This is a genomic window from Paraburkholderia piptadeniae (assembly GCF_900007165.1).
GTDB classification, from domain to species: Bacteria; Pseudomonadota; Gammaproteobacteria; order Burkholderiales; family Burkholderiaceae; genus Paraburkholderia; species Paraburkholderia piptadeniae.
In genome coordinates this window covers 114,024-130,357 of the sequence record NZ_CYGY02000024.1, presented here as the reverse complement: position 1 = coordinate 130,357, position 16,334 = coordinate 114,024, and the positions used below count along the sequence as shown (strand labels likewise).

The 16,334-nt window shown below is 65.0% G+C and carries 13 protein-coding genes; 7 read left to right on the top strand and 6 right to left on the bottom strand.

What is annotated here, in order from left to right:
* Positions 1–548 precede the first annotated feature (548 nt).
* Complete coding sequence (locus BN2476_RS12355) at positions 549–1,715, top strand: porin (protein ID WP_087734572.1); 1,167 nt, start codon at positions 549–551, stop codon at positions 1,713–1,715.
* A 251-nt stretch (positions 1,716–1,966) separates the two neighbouring features.
* On the opposite strand, the gene BN2476_RS12350 is transcribed toward BN2476_RS12355, so the two are convergent.
* Both BN2476_RS12350 and BN2476_RS12345 read right to left on the bottom strand, forming a co-directional pair.
* Complete coding sequence (locus BN2476_RS12350) at positions 1,967–2,305, bottom strand: P-II family nitrogen regulator (protein WP_087734445.1); 339 nt, start codon at positions 2,303–2,305, stop codon at positions 1,967–1,969.
* Between the two features lie 130 nt (positions 2,306–2,435).
* Complete coding sequence (locus BN2476_RS12345) at positions 2,436–4,493, bottom strand: NAD(+) synthase (RefSeq protein ID WP_087734571.1); 2,058 nt, start codon at positions 4,491–4,493, stop codon at positions 2,436–2,438.
* A gap of 397 nt (positions 4,494–4,890) precedes the next feature.
* Here BN2476_RS12345 and BN2476_RS12340 point away from each other — a divergent pair, with 397 nt between their 5' ends.
* The 3 genes from BN2476_RS12340 to BN2476_RS12330 all read left to right on the top strand — a co-directional run bounded on the left by BN2476_RS12340 (position 4,891) and on the right by BN2476_RS12330 (position 6,867).
* On the top strand, positions 4,891–6,063 hold the full coding sequence (locus BN2476_RS12340; RefSeq protein ID WP_087734444.1) for a GNAT family N-acetyltransferase: 1,173 nt from the start codon (positions 4,891–4,893) through the stop codon (positions 6,061–6,063).
* 9 nt (positions 6,064–6,072) lie between these two features.
* A complete protein-coding gene (locus BN2476_RS12335) occupies positions 6,073–6,381 on the top strand; it encodes a GIY-YIG nuclease family protein (RefSeq protein WP_087734443.1) in 309 nt (102 codons plus the stop codon).
* A 156-nt stretch (positions 6,382–6,537) separates the two neighbouring features.
* Positions 6,538–6,867 carry an H-NS family nucleoid-associated regulatory protein gene (locus tag BN2476_RS12330; protein ID WP_087734442.1) on the top strand — a complete coding sequence of 110 codons (330 nt, stop codon included), beginning with the start codon at positions 6,538–6,540 and terminating at the stop codon, positions 6,865–6,867.
* 75 nt (positions 6,868–6,942) lie between these two features.
* Here the strand turns inward: BN2476_RS12330 and ppa are convergent, their stop codons facing one another.
* Positions 6,943–7,470, bottom strand: coding sequence for an inorganic diphosphatase (gene ppa / locus BN2476_RS12325; protein ID WP_087734441.1), 528 nt, complete (start codon positions 7,468–7,470; stop codon positions 6,943–6,945).
* Between the two features lie 344 nt (positions 7,471–7,814).
* Here ppa and BN2476_RS12320 point away from each other — a divergent pair, with 344 nt between their 5' ends.
* The 3 genes from BN2476_RS12320 to BN2476_RS12310 all read left to right on the top strand — a co-directional run bounded on the left by BN2476_RS12320 (position 7,815) and on the right by BN2476_RS12310 (position 11,687).
* Positions 7,815–9,254, top strand: coding sequence for an aldehyde dehydrogenase family protein (locus tag BN2476_RS12320; RefSeq protein ID WP_087734440.1), 1,440 nt, complete (start codon positions 7,815–7,817; stop codon positions 9,252–9,254).
* A gap of 97 nt (positions 9,255–9,351) precedes the next feature.
* Positions 9,352–10,110, top strand: a complete 759-nt coding sequence (locus BN2476_RS12315) for an SDR family oxidoreductase (protein WP_087734439.1) — start codon at positions 9,352–9,354, stop codon at positions 10,108–10,110.
* A gap of 257 nt (positions 10,111–10,367) precedes the next feature.
* On the top strand, positions 10,368–11,687 hold the full coding sequence (locus BN2476_RS12310; protein ID WP_087734438.1) for an MFS transporter: 1,320 nt from the start codon (positions 10,368–10,370) through the stop codon (positions 11,685–11,687).
* A gap of 96 nt (positions 11,688–11,783) precedes the next feature.
* Here the strand turns inward: BN2476_RS12310 and BN2476_RS12305 are convergent, their stop codons facing one another.
* Genes BN2476_RS12305 through hemC form a run of 3 tightly spaced genes read right to left on the bottom strand, consistent with a single transcriptional unit; the run spans position 11,784 to position 16,026 of the window.
* Positions 11,784–12,974 (bottom strand): heme biosynthesis protein HemY, encoded by a 1,191-nt coding sequence (locus tag BN2476_RS12305; RefSeq protein ID WP_087734437.1) that lies wholly within the window; start codon positions 12,972–12,974, stop codon positions 11,784–11,786.
* 2 nt (positions 12,975–12,976) lie between these two features.
* The gene (hemDX, locus tag BN2476_RS12300) at positions 12,977–15,031 is read right to left on the bottom strand and encodes a fused uroporphyrinogen-III synthase HemD/membrane protein HemX (protein WP_087734436.1); all 2,055 of its coding nucleotides are present in this window, start codon (positions 15,029–15,031) and stop codon (positions 12,977–12,979) included.
* Positions 15,031–16,026 carry a hydroxymethylbilane synthase gene (hemC, locus tag BN2476_RS12295; RefSeq protein WP_087734435.1) on the bottom strand — a complete coding sequence of 332 codons (996 nt, stop codon included), beginning with the start codon at positions 16,024–16,026 and terminating at the stop codon, positions 15,031–15,033. The genes hemDX and hemC overlap by 1 nt, the downstream gene beginning before the upstream one ends.
* Positions 16,027–16,334: the final 308 nt, after the last annotated feature.

Here is a 16,334-nt window from a genome sequence, read left to right as displayed (position 1 = left end):
CGCTTACCGGCGCCCTTTTTATTGCGCACCCGCGACGCCTCCTGTCCTTCCTGCGCCGCCTCAAAGCTTCGGCATCCCAACATCTGCACCACCGACGCCCCGGAACACCCCTACTCCGGACGATATATCGCGTCAATAGTGGCAATCCTTGACACACCTCATTAACGACCGTGCTTCCCTTGTCGGGCAAGGCCTGGAGCCCTATTCGGAGGCCTCCGCACGCCACTTGTCTCACAGTGGTATTGCAATTTAGAGACATCTTTACCGGGCATCGCTAATTTATTCGCCAACCGAGGGGTATTTTGCTAAATTAGTAACGAAAGTAGCAAAACAAAGTTCAAGAAAAGTAGTTTCACTTCAAAACGAACATACAGGAGATACCGGTCGCGAGAGAGATCGGCGTGACGATCAGACAGCCTCGACGCTGCATCGACAAAACAACCGATCACCCGCCCATCTCCCTGAAAGGGATTCCTGCTCGGCGCCGCTGGCGTCCGGGCACCACTCGCAGTACTGGCTTTACTTTTTGACAGGGTATGGAGGAGAAGATGAAGAAAGCTTTGGCTGCCGCAGCGCTGCTGACTTTCGGCGTTGCAGCACACGCACAGAGCAGCGTGACGCTGTACGGGCGTCTGGACGCTGGTCTGGAGTACATGTCGGGTGTGCCGACGAACCCGAACGCAGCGGGTGCCGCGCAGAGCAGCACGCACCGCTTCCGCGCAGAAAGCGGCGACTGGGGTACCAGCCTGTGGGGCTTGAAGGGCGCTGAAGATCTGGGCGGCGGCACCAAGGCCGTGTTCCAGTTGGAAGGCTCGTTCAACACGATGACGGGCGCAGGCCCCGGCGGCGGCGGTCTCTTCAATCGTTGGGCGACCGTCGGCTTCGCGAACAACCAATACGGTACGTTCACGATGGGCCGCATGCTGTTCATCTCGAACGGCGTGTGGGACTTCGATCCGTTCGGTCAGTCGAACTGGTCGTCGGCATCGCTGGTGCGTGGCCGCAACTGGCCGCAATCGAGCAACAACGTCGCTTACCAGTCGCCGAAGATCGCAGGCTTTGACTTCTACGGCCAATACGCGCTGTCGAACGCGACGAACTGGAACGGTAACGGCACGACGCCGCAAGGCCGCGAAGCCGGTGCGCAGATCACCTACACCTCGTCGCTGTTCCAGGTTCGCGGTCTCTATGACGAAATCCGCAACCCGGGCAACGGCCTGCTGTACGGTCCGAACACCAGCCTGATCAATCTGCCGGGCGCAAACGGCTCGGTGACGACGGGCGGCGTGTACGCAGCGTCGCGCGAATACTCGGCTCTCGTGAACGTGTTCCTCGGCCAGTTCAAGATTCAGGCTGCTTACCAGGCGATCCGCTCGTCGGGCGCAACGGGCCAGCTGCCGGGTCAGCCGACCACGCTCGACCACGAATGGGGCGGCGTGACGTGGCAAGCAACGCCGGCCGCAGCGCTGATCGCAGCCGTCTACCACGTGAACGGCAACAACGGCGCAGGCAACGCGACGATCTATACGGTCGGCGGCTCGTACAACCTGTCCAAGCGCACGCTGCTCGACCTGCAGGTTGCAACGGTCCAGAACAGCAAGGGCGCCAACTACGGCCTGAACGCAAACCCGAACGGCAACTCGGTCGCCAGCGACAACCCGCTGCCTGGCCACAGCCAAACGGGCGTGTATGCAGGTATCCAGCACTCGTTCTAATCGAACGGTGCAGACAGAAGAGCTTTAACAGAAACAGTTTTCACGCTGCTGCGAGAGGCGCGTATCGGTGCGATGTCCGAAAGGGTGTCGCACCTTTTTTTATTTGCGCAGACGGTGAACTTCAAAGCCGAAGTTCAAAGCCGCAATTCAAGGCACTTATCTCGTGCATCGAAGCACCGGCGCAGTGCAACGCCGGCGCGTGGTCCAACGCGATGCGCGACGCCACCGATGCGTGACGCGCGCGATACGGCTTACACGGCGGCTTCGTTCTCCTCACCCGTGCGAATGCGGATCACGCGCTCGACATCCGCGACAAAGATCTTGCCGTCGCCGATCTTGCCCGTGCGCGCCGCGCCGATGATCGCATCGATCACCTGATCGGTCTGGTTGTTGGCGACCACGACTTCGATCTTCACTTTCGGCAGAAAATCGACGACATATTCGGCGCCGCGATACAGCTCGGTATGTCCTTTCTGACGGCCAAAGCCTTTGACCTCGGTGACGGTCAGCCCCGTCAGGCCGACTTCGGCGAGCGCTTCGCGGACTTCGTCGAGCTTGAACGGTTTGATGATGGCGGTGATGCGTTTCATGGCAGGCCTCGTCTCGGTTCGAAAAAGGAAGGTTCAGATGCGTAGATTCTACGCCGCGCTTCACACGTTGCCAGCATGGGCACGCCGCCGCGCGCAGCGGCGCGCACGCGACGGCAGATAAGGACGGACTTCAGGCGGCTTTATCCGGAACCGTTGCGAGGTCATCGGTCCAGACAGTCGCCTCCGAATCGCTCGGCGCGCGCCAGTCGCCGCGTGGCGACAGCGATCCGCCCGAGCCCACCTTCGGCGCATTCGGCACGCAGCTCCGCTTGAACTGGCTCGTCTTGAAGAAGCGCCACAAAAAGATGCCGAGATTGCGCTTGATCGCGGCGAGGTCGTACTCGTTGCGCGCGACGTGCGCGCCTTCCGGCCAGCCGCCCTTCTCCTTGTCGCGCCATGCGTGCAGCGCGAGGTACGCCACCTTCGAAGGCGCGAAGCCGTAGCGCAAGACGTAGTACAGGTTGAAGTCCTGCAACTCGTAGGGCCCGATGAACGACTCGGTCTTCTGCTCAATGGCGCCTGCTGCCTTGCCGGGCACGAGTTCGGGGCTGATCTCGGTGGCGAGAATATTGAGCAGCGTACCGGAGCCGCTCTTGCCGATCGCGCCCGTCTCCGCGACCCATCGCACGAGATGCGTGATCAGCGTCTTGGGCACGCTCGCGTTCACGCTGTAGTGCGACATGTGATCGCCGACACCATACGTGCACCAGCCGAGTGCCAGTTCGCTCAGATCGCCCGTGCCGATCACGATGCCGTTGTGAAAATTGGCGAGGCGGAACAGATGGTTCGTGCGCTCGCCCGCCTGCACGTTTTCGAACGTGATGTCGTACTTCGCCTCGCCCGCCGAATAAGGATGGCCGAGGTCCTTCAGCATCTGCTCGCAGCTCGGCCGGATGTCGATTTCCATCGACGTGCAGCCGACCACTTCCATCAGCTCGCGCGCCTGCTTCAGCGTGCGGTCGCTGGTCGCGAAGCCCGGCATCGTTACGCCGATGATGTTCGTGCGTGGCAGCTTCAGACGGTCCATTGCCTTCGCGCAGACGAGCAGCGCATGCGTCGAGTCGAGCCCGCCCGACACGCCGATCACGACCTTCTGGATAGCCGACGCCGACAGCCGCTGCACGAGCGCCTGCACCTGGATGTTGTAGACCTCGTTACAGCGTTCGTCGCGGCGCCGCGTATCGGCGGGCACGTACGGGAAGCGCTCGACCTTGCGCTCGATCGGCAACGCGCGCGACGTATCGTGATCGATTGCGAAGCGCACGATCCGGAACTTCGCCACTTCGTCCTTGTGACGCTGCACCGACATGCCGAAGGTCGTCTGCCGCATGCGTTCGTGCGAGAGCCGCTCGAGATCGACGTCCGCGAAGATCAGGTGCGAGTCGTCGAGAAAGCGCCCGGACTCGGCGAGCATCTCGCCGTTTTCGCAGATCAACGCCTGGCCGTCCCACGCCATGTCGGTCGACGATTCGCCGCGGCCCGCCGACGTGTACAGATATGCCGCGAGACAGCGCGCCGACTGCTGGCCGACGAGCTGATGCCGGTAGCCCGACTTGCCGACCACGATGTTCGACGCCGACAGGTTCACGAGCACCGTCGCGCCCGCGAGCGCCGCGAACGACGACGGCGGAATGGGCACCCACACGTCCTCGCAGATCTCGACGTGAAAGCGGAAGTCGGGCACGTCCGTCAGTTCGAACAGCAGCGACGCGCCGAACGGCACGCGCTCGCCGAGCAACTCGATCTCGCGCGCGACGGCGCTGTCGGCGGGCGTGTACTGGCGCGCCTCGTAGAACTCGCCGTAGTTCGGCAGATAGCTCTTCGGCACAGCGCCCAGCACGGCGCCGCGCGCGACGACCACCGCGCAGTTGAACAGGCTGTGGTCCACCTGAAGCGGCATGCCGACAATCAGCGCGGCGGGCAGCTTCTTCGACGCATCGACGATCTTTGCCAGCGCTGTCTTGCATGCATCCAGCAGCGCGCCCTGATGAAAGAGATCGTCGCAGGTATAGGCGGGAAGGCCGAGCTCGGGAAACGCGACGAGGGCCGCGCCCTTCGCGGCGGCTTCGCGCGCGAGCTTGATCGTCTCGTCGGCGTTGAAGGCGGGGTCGGCCACCCGGCAGCGCGGCACGCCGACCGCGACGCGCGCAAAGCGATGCGAATACAGGTTAAAGAAATTGCCTTTCATGTCAGAGATTCCTTCGGGCGCGTGCGTCGGCGAATCGAACGGATCGGACCGATCGAACGACAGGCGGTCACGCGCGAAACGGCGGCTATCGAACAGCGTAGATGATAAGCGGTAAGCGCATTCCAGGTCTCGATCGCGTGCGTGCAAGCCTTCGCGCAATCGCCGCGCCCGCCGCGCAGACCACGCTGCGCACTTCGCGCACGCATTTGCATTAACATGGCCGTTCGTCGCGCCGCGCTGGAGTCAGCGCCTTGTCATCGCACCGTCGTTGCATCGAGGTTGCATCGAGGCGAACCGGCCCCACGCGCGCGCAGCACCCGCATATCGGTATCCCCAAGTCCTGTCGGGCCGCGAGCCCACGCGAGCGCGTCAACAGTATCGCCAACGGTCGAACAGATTGAACCAGGAACGTTTTGATTACCGCGCGGGCATTCTCGCTTCGCCGCTCGAAGTGGATGCCGCCGAGTGGAACGCGCTGCTCAGCCAGCAGGCGCAACCGACGCCATTCTTGCGCCACGAATTCCTGAGCGCGCTGCACGCGACGCAATGCGCCGTCGCGGATACGGGCTGGGCGCCGCAGTTCGTCACGCTGACCGATCCGCGCACGGGCAAGCTGGCCGCGGCCGCGCCCGTCTATGCGAAAGGCCACTCGTACGGCGAGTATGTGTTCGACTGGGCATGGGCCGACGCGTACAAGCGCAACGGCCTGCCCTACTACCCGAAACTGCTGTGCGCGGTGCCGTTCACGCCCGTGCAGGGCACGCGCCTCATCGCCGCCGACGAGCACGCGCTGCGCCATCTCGCCGCCACGCTGGTCGCGTTCGCCGAGCAGGCCGACGTGTCGTCGCTGCATGTGCTCTTCCCGACCGAAACGGAAGCGCAGGTGCTGACGGACCTCGGCATGATGCAGCGCGAAGGCGTGCAGTTTCACTGGATCAACGAAGGCTACCGCGATTTCGACGAGTTCCTGTCGACGCTCGAACAAAAGAAGCGCAAGAACATTCGCGCCGAGCGCCGCAAGGTGCGCGAAGCGGGCATCACGTTTCGCCGCGTGCCCGGCGAAGACATCAGCGACGCCGAATGGCGCTTTTTCAGCAAGTGCTATCGGCAGACGTACCGCGAGCACTTTTCGAGTCCGTATCTGAATCTCGACTTCTTCCGGATGATCGGCGCGTCGATGCCCGAGAACCTGATGCTGGTGATCGCCGAATACGAGGGCAAGCCGATTGCGAGCTCGCTCGTCGTCTATCAGCGCGACGGCGCGAACGCAGGCGGCACGCTCTACGGACGCTACTGGGGCGCGCTCGAACACGTGCCCTGCCTGCACTTCGAGACCGCGTACTATCAGCCGCTAGAATTCTGCATCGAGCAAAAGCTCGGCGTGTTCGAAGGCGGTGCGCAGGGCGAGCACAAAATGGCGCGCGGCTTCATGCCGACCGTCACGCGCTCGGCGCACTGGCTCGCGCATCCGGCGTTCTCGGATGCCGTCGCGCGGTTTCTCGACAGCGAGAAGAATCACATCCACGCGTACGTCGACGAACTGCGCGAACACAACCCGTTCAAGGACTAGGCCCGCGCGATGCCGTGGTTTCTGTATCTGATCGAATGCTCGGACGGCAGCGTCTACACGGGCATCGCCACCGACGTCGCCGCGCGCTTCGACAAGCACTGCAACGGCACGGGCGCGCGCTACACGCGCTCGCGCAAGCCCGTGCGCCTGCTCGCGTCGTTCGAACTCGCCGACCGCTCGAGCGCATTGCGGGCCGAGTACCGCGTCAAGCAGCTCGCGCCCGCGCAGAAGCGGGAGCTGGCGTCAGGCGCGCGGACGCTCGAATCCGTGCTGCCCGCGCCGGGCGAAGCAGAGGCGCCGGACGCCGGGGAAGCCTGATCCGTGCTCGTGACCGAGCCGCGCCGTTGTCTGCGCAGCAACAGTGTTTTCAACAATCGCACCTCGACGCTCCCCCGGCCCGACAGCATACTTCCCCACACCGAATCCACACCGACGCAGTGCGTTTACCTGGCAGGAACCTCAAGGGGAAAGCAAATGGACGAGCGTAAGCGTGACAGCATGATTGCGTATCTGCGCCGCCGCATGGCGCAAGTCGGTATCAAGATCACCGACCTCGCGGCTGCATTGGCCGAAGAGCGCACGCGGCAGAAATCGGCGCGCTTTCGCAGCGCTTCCGGCGATACGTGGGACGGCAAAGGAAATCTGCCACAGTGGCTAAGCCAGGCCGTCAGCGCCGGTCAGTCGATGGAGCACTTCGCCGTCGAGAAGCGCGCCACGCGGTCCAAACCGGCGGCACACCCGACCGTCGACTGGCGCCATGACCCGTTCGCCGGCACGCGGCTCGCGACAGTGCGCCGGCAGTAAGGGCGCGGCGGCGCTGCCCCAAAAAACAAAACGCTCCCGAAGGAGCGTTTTGCCAGCGGACTTTCAGCGTACCGATTACTTCTTGTAGTTCGCGACGCCTTCGCTGATTTCCTTGTGGGCGGCATCGACGCCCGCCCAGCCTTCGACCTTCACCCACTTGCCCTTCTCGAGCGCCTTGTATTGCTCGAAGAAGTGCTTGATCTGATCCTTCAGGTATTGCGGCACGTCATCGATCGACTTCAGGTCCGCCGTCATCGGGCAGATCTTGTCGTGCGGCACGGCGATCAGCTTCGCGTCGACGCCCGATTCGTCCGTCATTTGCAGCATGCCGAGCGCGCGTGCGCGCACGACGGAGCCCGCCAGCAGCGGGAACGGCGTGATCACCAGCACGTCGACGGGGTCGCCGTCGCCCGACAGCGTCTGCGGAATGAAGCCGTAGTTCGCGGGATAACGCATGCCCGTGCCGATGAAGCGATCGACGACGAGCATGCCCAGTTCCTTGTCGGCCTCGTACTTCACCGGATCGCTTTGCGCCGGAATCTCGATGATGACGTTGAAGTCTTGCGGGAGGTCTTTACCAGGGGGGACGTGATTGAAGCTCATGGCGCTCTCTGATCAGGATGAAATGTGAAAGATGGCGCGCGGCGCGCGCTGCGTTCGCGATACGGAACGCGGCGCCGCAACCCGGACACTGCGGAATGCGCCATTATAGCCAATCGGCCAATGACACCCTCGCGGCGATCGGCGCGATAATCGTCTTACGACTGGCGGCACCCGTTCGCCGAGTGCCCGTTGCGCAAGCATCCGTCTTTAGTCGCCGCGCATCGCGCGGGCTGCCAGTCGTTATCGACGGTTCCATTAGCCCGTCATGCGAACGCAAGGCAATCGTCGTCCGCTGTCCCGTTTTTTCGTTGATCGTCCTCTGTCGCCTCAGGCAAGGAGCATGTGTGGAAGAAGCGAAACACTTCATCGGCGGCGAATGGGCCGCGTCATCGGGCGGGGAGACGATCCCCGTCGTCGATCCCTCGGACGGCCAGCCGTTCACGACGCTCGCGCGCGGCGCGGCCGCCGACATCGATACCGCCGTCGAATCCGCGCGGCGCGCGTACGACGGCGCATGGGGCGCCGCCAGCGCAGCCGAGCGCGGCCGTCTGCTGTACCGGCTGTCGATGCTCGTCGCCGCCTGCCACGAAGAACTGGCGCAGATAGAAGCGCGCGACACGGGCAAGCCGCTCAAGCAGGCGCGCGGCGACGCGGCCGCGCTCGCGCGCTACTTCGAGTTCTATGCGGGCGCCGCCGACAAGCTGCACGGCGAAACGCTGCCCTACCAGAACGGCTACACCGTCTTCACGATCCGCGAGCCGCACGGCGTCACTGGCCACATCGTGCCGTGGAACTATCCGATGCAGATCTTCGGGCGCAGCGTGGGCGCGGCGCTTGCTGCGGGGAACGCGTGCGTCGTCAAGCCCGCCGAGGACGCGTGCCTCTCCGTGCTGCGCGTCGCCGAACTCGCGGCCGAAGCGGGCCTGCCGGCGGGCGCGCTCAACGTCGTCACGGGCTACGGACACGAAGCAGGCGCGGCGCTCGCGCGCCATCCGGGCATCGATCACATCTCGTTCACCGGCTCGCCCGAAACGGGCAAGCTCGTCACGCAGATGGCCGCCGAGAACCACGTGCCTGTCACCCTTGAGCTGGGCGGCAAGTCGCCGCAAATCGTCTTCGCGGATGCCGACCTCGAAGCCGCGCTGCCGACGCTCGTCAACGCGATCGTGCAGAACGCCGGGCAGACCTGCTCGGCGGGCAGCCGCGTGCTGATCGAGCGGAGCATCTACGAGCCGCTGCTCGACAGGCTCGCGACGGCGTTCAGCGAGCTACGCGTCGGCCCGGCGCACGCGGATCTCGACTGCGGTCCGCTGATCAGCGCGAAGCAGCAGCGCCGCGTATGGGACTTCCTGTCGGACGCGCAGCACGACAGTATCCCGATGGCGGCGCATGGCGAAGTGATCGCGGAAGCGCCGGAAGACGGCTTCTATCAGGCGCCGACCCTGTTGCGCGACGTGCCGCCAACGCATCGGCTCGCGCGCGAAGAAGTGTTCGGCCCGGTGCTCGCCGCCCTGCCGTTCGCCGACGAAGGCGAAGCGCTCGCATTGGCCAACGGCACGCAGTACGGGCTGGTCGCGGGTATCTGGACGCGCGACGGCGCACGCCAGTTGCGCATCGCGAGACGCGTGCGCTCGGGACAGGTGTTCATCAACAACTATGGCGCGGGCGGAGGCGTCGAGCTGCCGTTCGGCGGCGTCAAGCATTCGGGCCACGGCCGGGAGAAAGGCTTCGAAGCGCTGTACGGCTTTACGGTGCTGAAAACCGTCGCGATCAAACACGGCTGACGCGCAACCCCAGGCGATTCGCACAACAACAGCAACCATCTTTCATGGAACGGGGGCAAGGGCCACGGCCCTGACTCCCATCGACAGAGGAGACATCATGCGGCTGACAGGTAAAACGGCGATCGTCACAGGCGGCGGCTCGGGCTTTGGCGAAGGCATCGCCAAGACCTATGCGCGCGAAGGCGCGAACGTCGTCGTCAACGATCTGAACGGCCCGGCGGCCGAGCGCGTCGCGAGCGAGATCGCGCTGGCGGGCGGCAAGGCGATTGCCGTCGCGGGTGACGTCACGCGCGCGGACGACTGGAGCGCGTTGCGCGCCGCCGCCATCGAAGACTTCGGCAGCGTGCAGATCGTCGTCAACAACGCGGGCACGACGCATCGGAACAAGCCGGTGCTCGATGTGACGGAAGCCGAGTTCGACCGCGTGTACGCCGTCAACGTGAAGAGCATCTACTGGAGCGTGCGCGAATTCGTCCCGTACTTCCGCGAGCGAGGCGGCGGCGTGTTCGTCAATATCGCGTCGACGGCGGGCGTGCGGCCGCGCCCTGGGCTCGTCTGGTACAACGGCAGCAAGGGCGCCGTGATCGTCGCGAGCAAGGCGCTTGCCGTCGAGCTCGGGCCGGACCGCATTCGAGTGAACTGCGTGAACCCGGTGATCGGCGAGACGGGACTGCTGACGGAGTTCATGGGCGTCGAGGACACACCGGAGAACCGGCAGAAGTTTCTGGCGGGCATTCCGCTCGGCCGCTTCTCGACGCCGCAGGACATCGCGAATGCGGCGCTTTATCTCGCGTCGGACGAAGCGGAGTTCATCACGGGCGTGTGTCTCGAAGTGGACGGCGGACGCTGCGTGTAGCGGTACGTGCAGGTTGTTTTCGCGCCGGACGTTCCTGCCATGCGCGGGCGCGAGTGCGCGTGCGCGCCGCGTGCGCCGCACTGCATGACGCTCATTAGCCATTAAAAAGTCAGTGTATTCCCCGACGTCAAGCGTCTTTTCAGCGCGCGTTGAACGTTTAGAATCGCGAACGGCGGTACGTCATTTCCACAATAACGAGCTTTACATAGGACCGGCGTAAGGCGCGGAACGCCAACGCTGGTCGATAGGAGACACGCGTGTCCAGTCCTGCGAATCCGCTTCACCATCCCGGCGCAGGCGCGCCGCCTTCCACTTTCGAAGAGGCGACCTACAGGAAAGTCGCCTGGCGTCTGACGCCGCTTCTGATGCTTAGCTATGTCGTCGCGTATCTGGATCGCGTGAACGTCGGCTTCGCGAAGCTCGGCATGAGCACCGACCTGGGCCTTTCCGACGCCGTCTATGGCTTCGGTGCGGGCATCTTCTTCATCGGCTATTTCATCTTCGAGGTGCCGAGCAACATCATCCTGCACCGCGTCGGCGCGCGGGTGTGGATCGCGCGGATCATGGTGTCGTGGGGCATCATCTCGATGCTGACGATGTTCGTCACCACGCCCACCATGTTCTATGCGATGCGCTTTCTGCTCGGGCTCGCTGAAGCGGGCTTCTTCCCCGGCATCATCCTGTATCTGACCTACTGGTATCCGGCGCACCGGCGCGGCCGCATGACGACCTGGTTCATGACGGCCATTGCGATTTCGGGCGTCGTCGGCGGGCCGATCTCGGGCTACATCCTGAAGGCGTTCAATGGCGCGAACGGCTGGCATGGCTGGCAGTGGCTGTTCCTGCTCGAAGGCATACCGTCCGTGATCGTCGGCATCCTCGTGTTCGTCGTGCTCGACGACCGCATCTCAAAGGCAAAGTGGCTGACGGACCAGGAGCGCGAACTACTCGAGCGCAATATCGCCGCTGAAGAGGCAACGAAGGAGGATCACTCGATCGGCAAGGTGATGATGAGCCCGCGCGTGCTGCTGATGAGCCTGATCTACTTCTCGTTCGTGATGGGACTGTACGGCGTGAGCTTCTGGCTGCCGACCATCATCAAGTCGACGGGCGTCACCGATGCGTTCATGATCGGCCTGCTTTCGGCGATCCCCTTCGCCGCCGCCGTGATCGCGATGGTGCTCGTCGCGCGCAGCGCCGACCGCACGAGCGAGCGCCGCTGGCACGTCGCGCTGCCTGGATTCGCGGGCGCGCTCGGCCTCGTACTCTCTGTCGTCTGGGCGCACGACACGACGCTCGCGATGGCCGCGCTCACGCTCGCGACGATGGGCATCATCACGACCCTGCCGCTCTTCTGGAGTCTGCCGACGTCCTTCCTCGCGGGCACGGGCGCGGCGGCGGGCATCGCGATGATCAATTCGATCGGCAATCTCGCGGGCTTCCTGAGCCCGTATGCGGTGGGCTGGCTCAAGCAGATCACCTCCACCACCGACTCGGGCATGTACATGCTCGCCGCGTTCATGATTCTTGGCGGCCTGCTCGCGATCAGCGTGCCGGCACGGCTCGTGAACAAGTAGGCGCGCACCGCCCTCGCCGCTTCAAGCAAGAAAAAAACCTCGGCGACTATCCAGTCGCCGAGGTTTTTTCATTTGCGGCCCAAGCCGTTCAGCGCATCAGACGATATTCATCGCCAGCGCGCTCTCCCGATAGTGCTCGCTCGCCTTCGACGCATCGCCCAGTTGCTCGTGCAGACGCGCGAGCGCGCGGTGCGAGCGGATCTTGAGCGTCTCGTTGTCGGCTTCCTTCAGCGCCTGTTCGAGGAACGACTGCGCCTTGCCCCACAACTGCTGATGCAGGCACAGACGGCCCAGCGTGAACAGCAGGTCGGCATCGTCGGGGCGCTCCTTGCGCCAGCCTTCGGCCTTCTGGATCAACGGCAGTGCGTCGCCGCCCGTCGTATCCGGATAGCGGCGCAACAGGCGTGCGTCCCAGTTTTGCGCGAGCGCGTCCTCGACGATCTTGCGCGCATCCTGCGGACGGTTCAGCGCGACCAGCAGCTCGGCCGCGAGATCGGCGAGGCGCGGCGAATGGCGCTCGGTCGGCGTCAGCGAATGCCACAGTTCGAGCAGCGCGTCGGCATTATGCCGGCGGTCGCGCAACAGGTTTTCCGCCGCCAGCTGACGCAGACGCACGGCCACGGCGGGATGAATCGCCTCGCGCTTCTCAAGCGTCTTCACGAGCTTCAGCACTTCGCCCCAGTTCTTCAACTGCTGCTGCGCGCGCAACGCGATCTGCTGCGCGTGAATGCGGCGGCCGCCCTGCGACTGCATTTCGGTGAGCGCGAGCAGCGCGCCATCGGCGTCGCGGCCATCGGCGCGCATGTCGGCCGTCGCCATCAGACGTGCATCCTGCCAGTCGGCGGCATCGATCTGCGCGAGATATTCGTCGCGGCGCGCGTATTCGTGCATCCGGTGCGCGGCGTTCGCCGCGATCAGGCCTGCCGCGCCCTTGTTGGCGGGATTCGCGAGCGAATCGCGCGCGGCCTTTTCGGCGCGCGAAAAGCGCCCCGCATACAGATTCGCGATTGCGTCGCGCAACGCCGAATGTGCCTTCGCGACCCGCTGACGCGCACGGTACGCGGCCACGCGCCGCGGCATGCCCCAGATGTTGCGCACGATGCGCAGCAGCACATACATCACGATGAACGCGACGATGAGGCCGACGACGAACAGATTCAGTGAAATATCGACGCGATACGGCGGATAGACGAGCAGCACCTGGCCGGTGTCGAAGCGCCCGACGAGCGCGAGCACGACGGCGATCGCGAACAGGAATGCGAGCCAGAGAAGTCCACGCAGCGCCATGATTAACCCCGGTTCCGGTATTGGTGCACGGCCTGCAGGCTCGTATTCAGGTTCGGCACTTCGACGGCCCCCGAGCCCTGGTCGACCTCCTTGACGAGATCGCGCGCGTTCTGCACTTTCTTCGACGACGCGTCGAAGTAACGTGCGAGCGCCTCATCCGCGGCCTGAAGATCGGACTTGAGCGTGGTCTGATTGCGCGCGAGCAGCGCCAGTCGCGCCGACAGCAGACGCAGCTTCAGATTCTCGCGCAGGAAGTAGCCCTGATCCGGCGACACGAGCATCGCATCGGCGTGATCGAGACGGCGCACCTGCACGAGACTGGTCAGCTGCTGGCCGATGCCCGTCACGAACTGGTTCCACCACGCTTTCCACTTCGGCTCGCCCGTCGCGGCCGCGACGCGGTCGACGTCCTTCGGCTCGGCCGCATGCGGCGTCGCGTGCGCGATGGGCGCCTCGCCGGAAAGCGGCAGCTGGTCGATCTGGTCGATCGCGTTGTCGAGCTTGATCGCGAGACCCGTCAGATCCGTCGAAGGCGCGGACTTAAGCTTGTCGATGTCTTGCGCGATCGCCTTGCGCACGGCCAGCACCTGCGCGCCGTCCGACGCGGCGAGGCGCGTGTCGGCGCTCTGCAGCGCGAAGAGCGCGAGCTGCGTGTTGCCCGTCAGCTGCAATTGCTCGCTGGCGCTCGACAGCATCTGGCCGACTTCGGCCATCGTCCAGTCGTCGCGGTTGCGCGCGAGATCCGCGTATTGCTGCTGCAGCGCCTGTTGCGCGTTCTGCGCATCGGCGAGCTTGCCTTCGAGTTGCGCAATCTGCGCGTTGGCGGCTTGCACGGTCGCGACGGCCTGCTCCGTCTTCACGCGCAGCTCGGCCGTCGACGCGTCATTGGCCTGCTGCCGATGCGACAGTTGCTGATCGAGCTTGATGATCCTGCGGTTCAGCGCAAGGCCGCCCGCGATCGCCACGGCGAGCACCAGCGCGACGACGACCCAGAGCAGACCCGTGCCCTTGCCGCGTTTCGGCTGCTGCATTTCATAAGGCGTAAAGGGCTGATTCGGCGGCAGCGTGGTGGCGGGCCGCGGCGCGGAGTTGGGCGTGGGGTTCGTGGATGCGTTGGTATCAGTCATGCGTTCTTGTGCCGGGTTGGACTGGACCGGTTGAACTTCGGAAGGAACAGCGAGGGACAACAGCGTGCGCGCGATACGTTCATCGCCCGCACCGGACACCGTAATGCTATCAAAACCCAATCCCCGCGCGGTTTCCGCGATGCGCGGATGGGGCGCGACGAACATCGCGCGCTTCAGTTGCGCCTGCTCGCTGACGGTCAGATGGTCGTGCGCGAGTTCGCCGAGATTGCGCACGCCTTCGGAGCTCGTGACGAGCCACGCGTGCGGCGTCTTCGATTCGCCCGACAGCAGCGCATGAATGCGCGACCATGCGCCGATCGACGGCTCGGGCACGAGCCGCCGGTAAGCCGCGACGGTCTCGACTTCGGCGCCCGCTTCGCGAAGACGGTCGGCGAGCCATTCGCGGCCGCCGTCGCCGCGCACGATCAACACGCGCTTGCCTTCGAACGCGCTCTCGCCGAGCGACGCTTCGAGCGCCGCATACAGCGCTTCCGAGTCGAAGCGCGCGCCGTCGTTGTCGTCGGCGCTGGCGCCCGGGCTGATCACTGTGTACGCGGGCGCTTCGACGCCGTGCTTCGCGAGCGCCGCGACGCTGCCCGGACCGACGACGCCGACGGGCAGCGCATGCGGCCAGATCGCGTCGTGGCGCGCGAACGCGTAATCGACGGCATTCGGGGATACGAACACGACGAGCGCGTATCGGTCGAGCGACGCGAGCGCAGCACGCAGCGGGCCTTCGTCGTCGGCGGGCGCGATCTCGATGAGCGGAAATTCGACGGTCGCGACACCCGCGTCGTGCAGCACCTTGGCGAGCGCATTGGACTGTCCCGCCGGTCTCGTCAGCACGACGCTCAGGTGCGGGCCGCGCGACGGGCCTGCGCCGTCCGTCGACGGGGAATCAGCGGATGTCGGGTTCGAGCCGGCCGCCATCACGGGGCATTCGCCGGACCAGCCGCCGGCCCGCTCGCCGTGCTGAGCGCGCGGACGATGTCCATCGCGCCTTGCGCTTCGAGCTGGCTCGCGACTTCGCGGCCGAGTTCGAGCGCGGCGCCCGTGGTCGGCGCAGGCGCCGAGGCTTGTGCGGAGAGCACACGTTGGCCGTCGGGCGTCGCAACGATGCCGCGCAGATGCAGCGCGCCGTCGTGCCATGTCGCGTAAGCCGCGAGCGGCACTTCGCAGCTGCCGCCGAGCGCCCGCGACACCATGCGTTCCGCTTCGACGGCGGCGGCCGTGTGCTCGTGATGCAGCGGCGCGAGCCACGCGGCGAGGTCCGCGCGGTCCGCGCGAATCTCGATGCCGAGCGCGCCCTGACCCGCGGCGGGCAGACTGTCGGCGGGATCGAGCAGCGAACGGATGCGCCCGGCGAGACCGAGGCGCTTCAGACCAGCGGCGGCAAGAATGATGGCCGCGTAGTCGCCGCGATCGAGCTTGGCGAGGCGCGTATCGAGATTGCCGCGCAACGACTTCACGACGAGCTCCGGATAGCGCGTACGGAGCATCGCTTCGCGGCGCAGGCTCGACGTGCCGACCACGCTGCCGGGCGGCAGCGCGGCAAGCGTGTCGTACTGGTTCGAGACGAAAGCATCGCGCGGGTCTTCGCGCTCCATGATGGTGGACAGCGCGAAGCCTTCGGGCAGTTCCATCGGCACGTCTTTCAGCGAATGAACGGCGAGATCGGCGCGGCCGTCGGCGAGCGCGTTCTCCAGTTCCTTCACGAACAGACCCTTGCCGCCGACCTTCGACAGCGTGCGATCGAGAATCTGATCGCCGCGTGTCGTCATTCCGAGGATTTTTACGTCACAAGATGGATATAATTTGTGCAGCGCACACCGCACGTGCTCCGCCTGCCACATTGCCAGGCGGCTTTCCCGCGACGCGATGACAAGCGTAGTGGGCGGCGTGAGCGCAAGCGTCTCGGAATTCATTGTTTGAGTCATTGAACGACGGGATGTGATAACAAACAATGTTAGCACGCGCTTCGGCAACCTCTCGCTGGCCGCACGGCCATGCCGAAGCAGTTCGATGGAGGAGACGGGTCCGCGCACGGTGTCGGCGCGGACTGCTCGATGAGCCGTATCGATTCGTGACTTGCGTGGCCGCCAGAAGCCCGAGCACGGTCGTTCGCGCGTCGATGCGCCGCATGCGCGATCATCTAATGCAGCGCAGCACGCGCAACTGGCCCTTCCTCCATCGCGCGCCGCATCGTTGACAGGCTTTTAGCGCAGTTCCCCGC

Excerpts from the sequence above, each read along its gene's own strand:
- ppa (WP_087734441.1), bottom strand. The coding sequence starts at position 7,470 with ATGAGCTTCAATCACGTCCCCCCTGGTAAAGACCTCCCGCAAGACTTC.
- BN2476_RS12335 (WP_087734443.1), top strand. The coding sequence starts at position 6,073 with ATGCCGTGGTTTCTGTATCTGATCGAATGCTCGGACGGCAGCGTCTAC.
- BN2476_RS12355 (WP_087734572.1), top strand. The coding sequence starts at position 549 with ATGAAGAAAGCTTTGGCTGCCGCAGCGCTGCTGACTTTCGGCGTTGCA.
- BN2476_RS12345 (WP_087734571.1), bottom strand. The coding sequence starts at position 4,493 with ATGAAAGGCAATTTCTTTAACCTGTATTCGCATCGCTTTGCGCGCGTC.
- hemC (WP_087734435.1), bottom strand. The coding sequence starts at position 16,026 with ATGAATTCCGAGACGCTTGCGCTCACGCCGCCCACTACGCTTGTCATC.
- BN2476_RS12350 (WP_087734445.1), bottom strand. The coding sequence starts at position 2,305 with ATGAAACGCATCACCGCCATCATCAAACCGTTCAAGCTCGACGAAGTC.
- BN2476_RS12330 (WP_087734442.1), top strand. The coding sequence starts at position 6,538 with ATGGACGAGCGTAAGCGTGACAGCATGATTGCGTATCTGCGCCGCCGC.
- BN2476_RS12305 (WP_087734437.1), bottom strand. The coding sequence starts at position 12,974 with ATGGCGCTGCGTGGACTTCTCTGGCTCGCATTCCTGTTCGCGATCGCC.
- hemDX (WP_087734436.1), bottom strand. The coding sequence starts at position 15,031 with ATGGCGGCCGGCTCGAACCCGACATCCGCTGATTCCCCGTCGACGGAC.
- BN2476_RS12315 (WP_087734439.1), top strand. The coding sequence starts at position 9,352 with ATGCGGCTGACAGGTAAAACGGCGATCGTCACAGGCGGCGGCTCGGGC.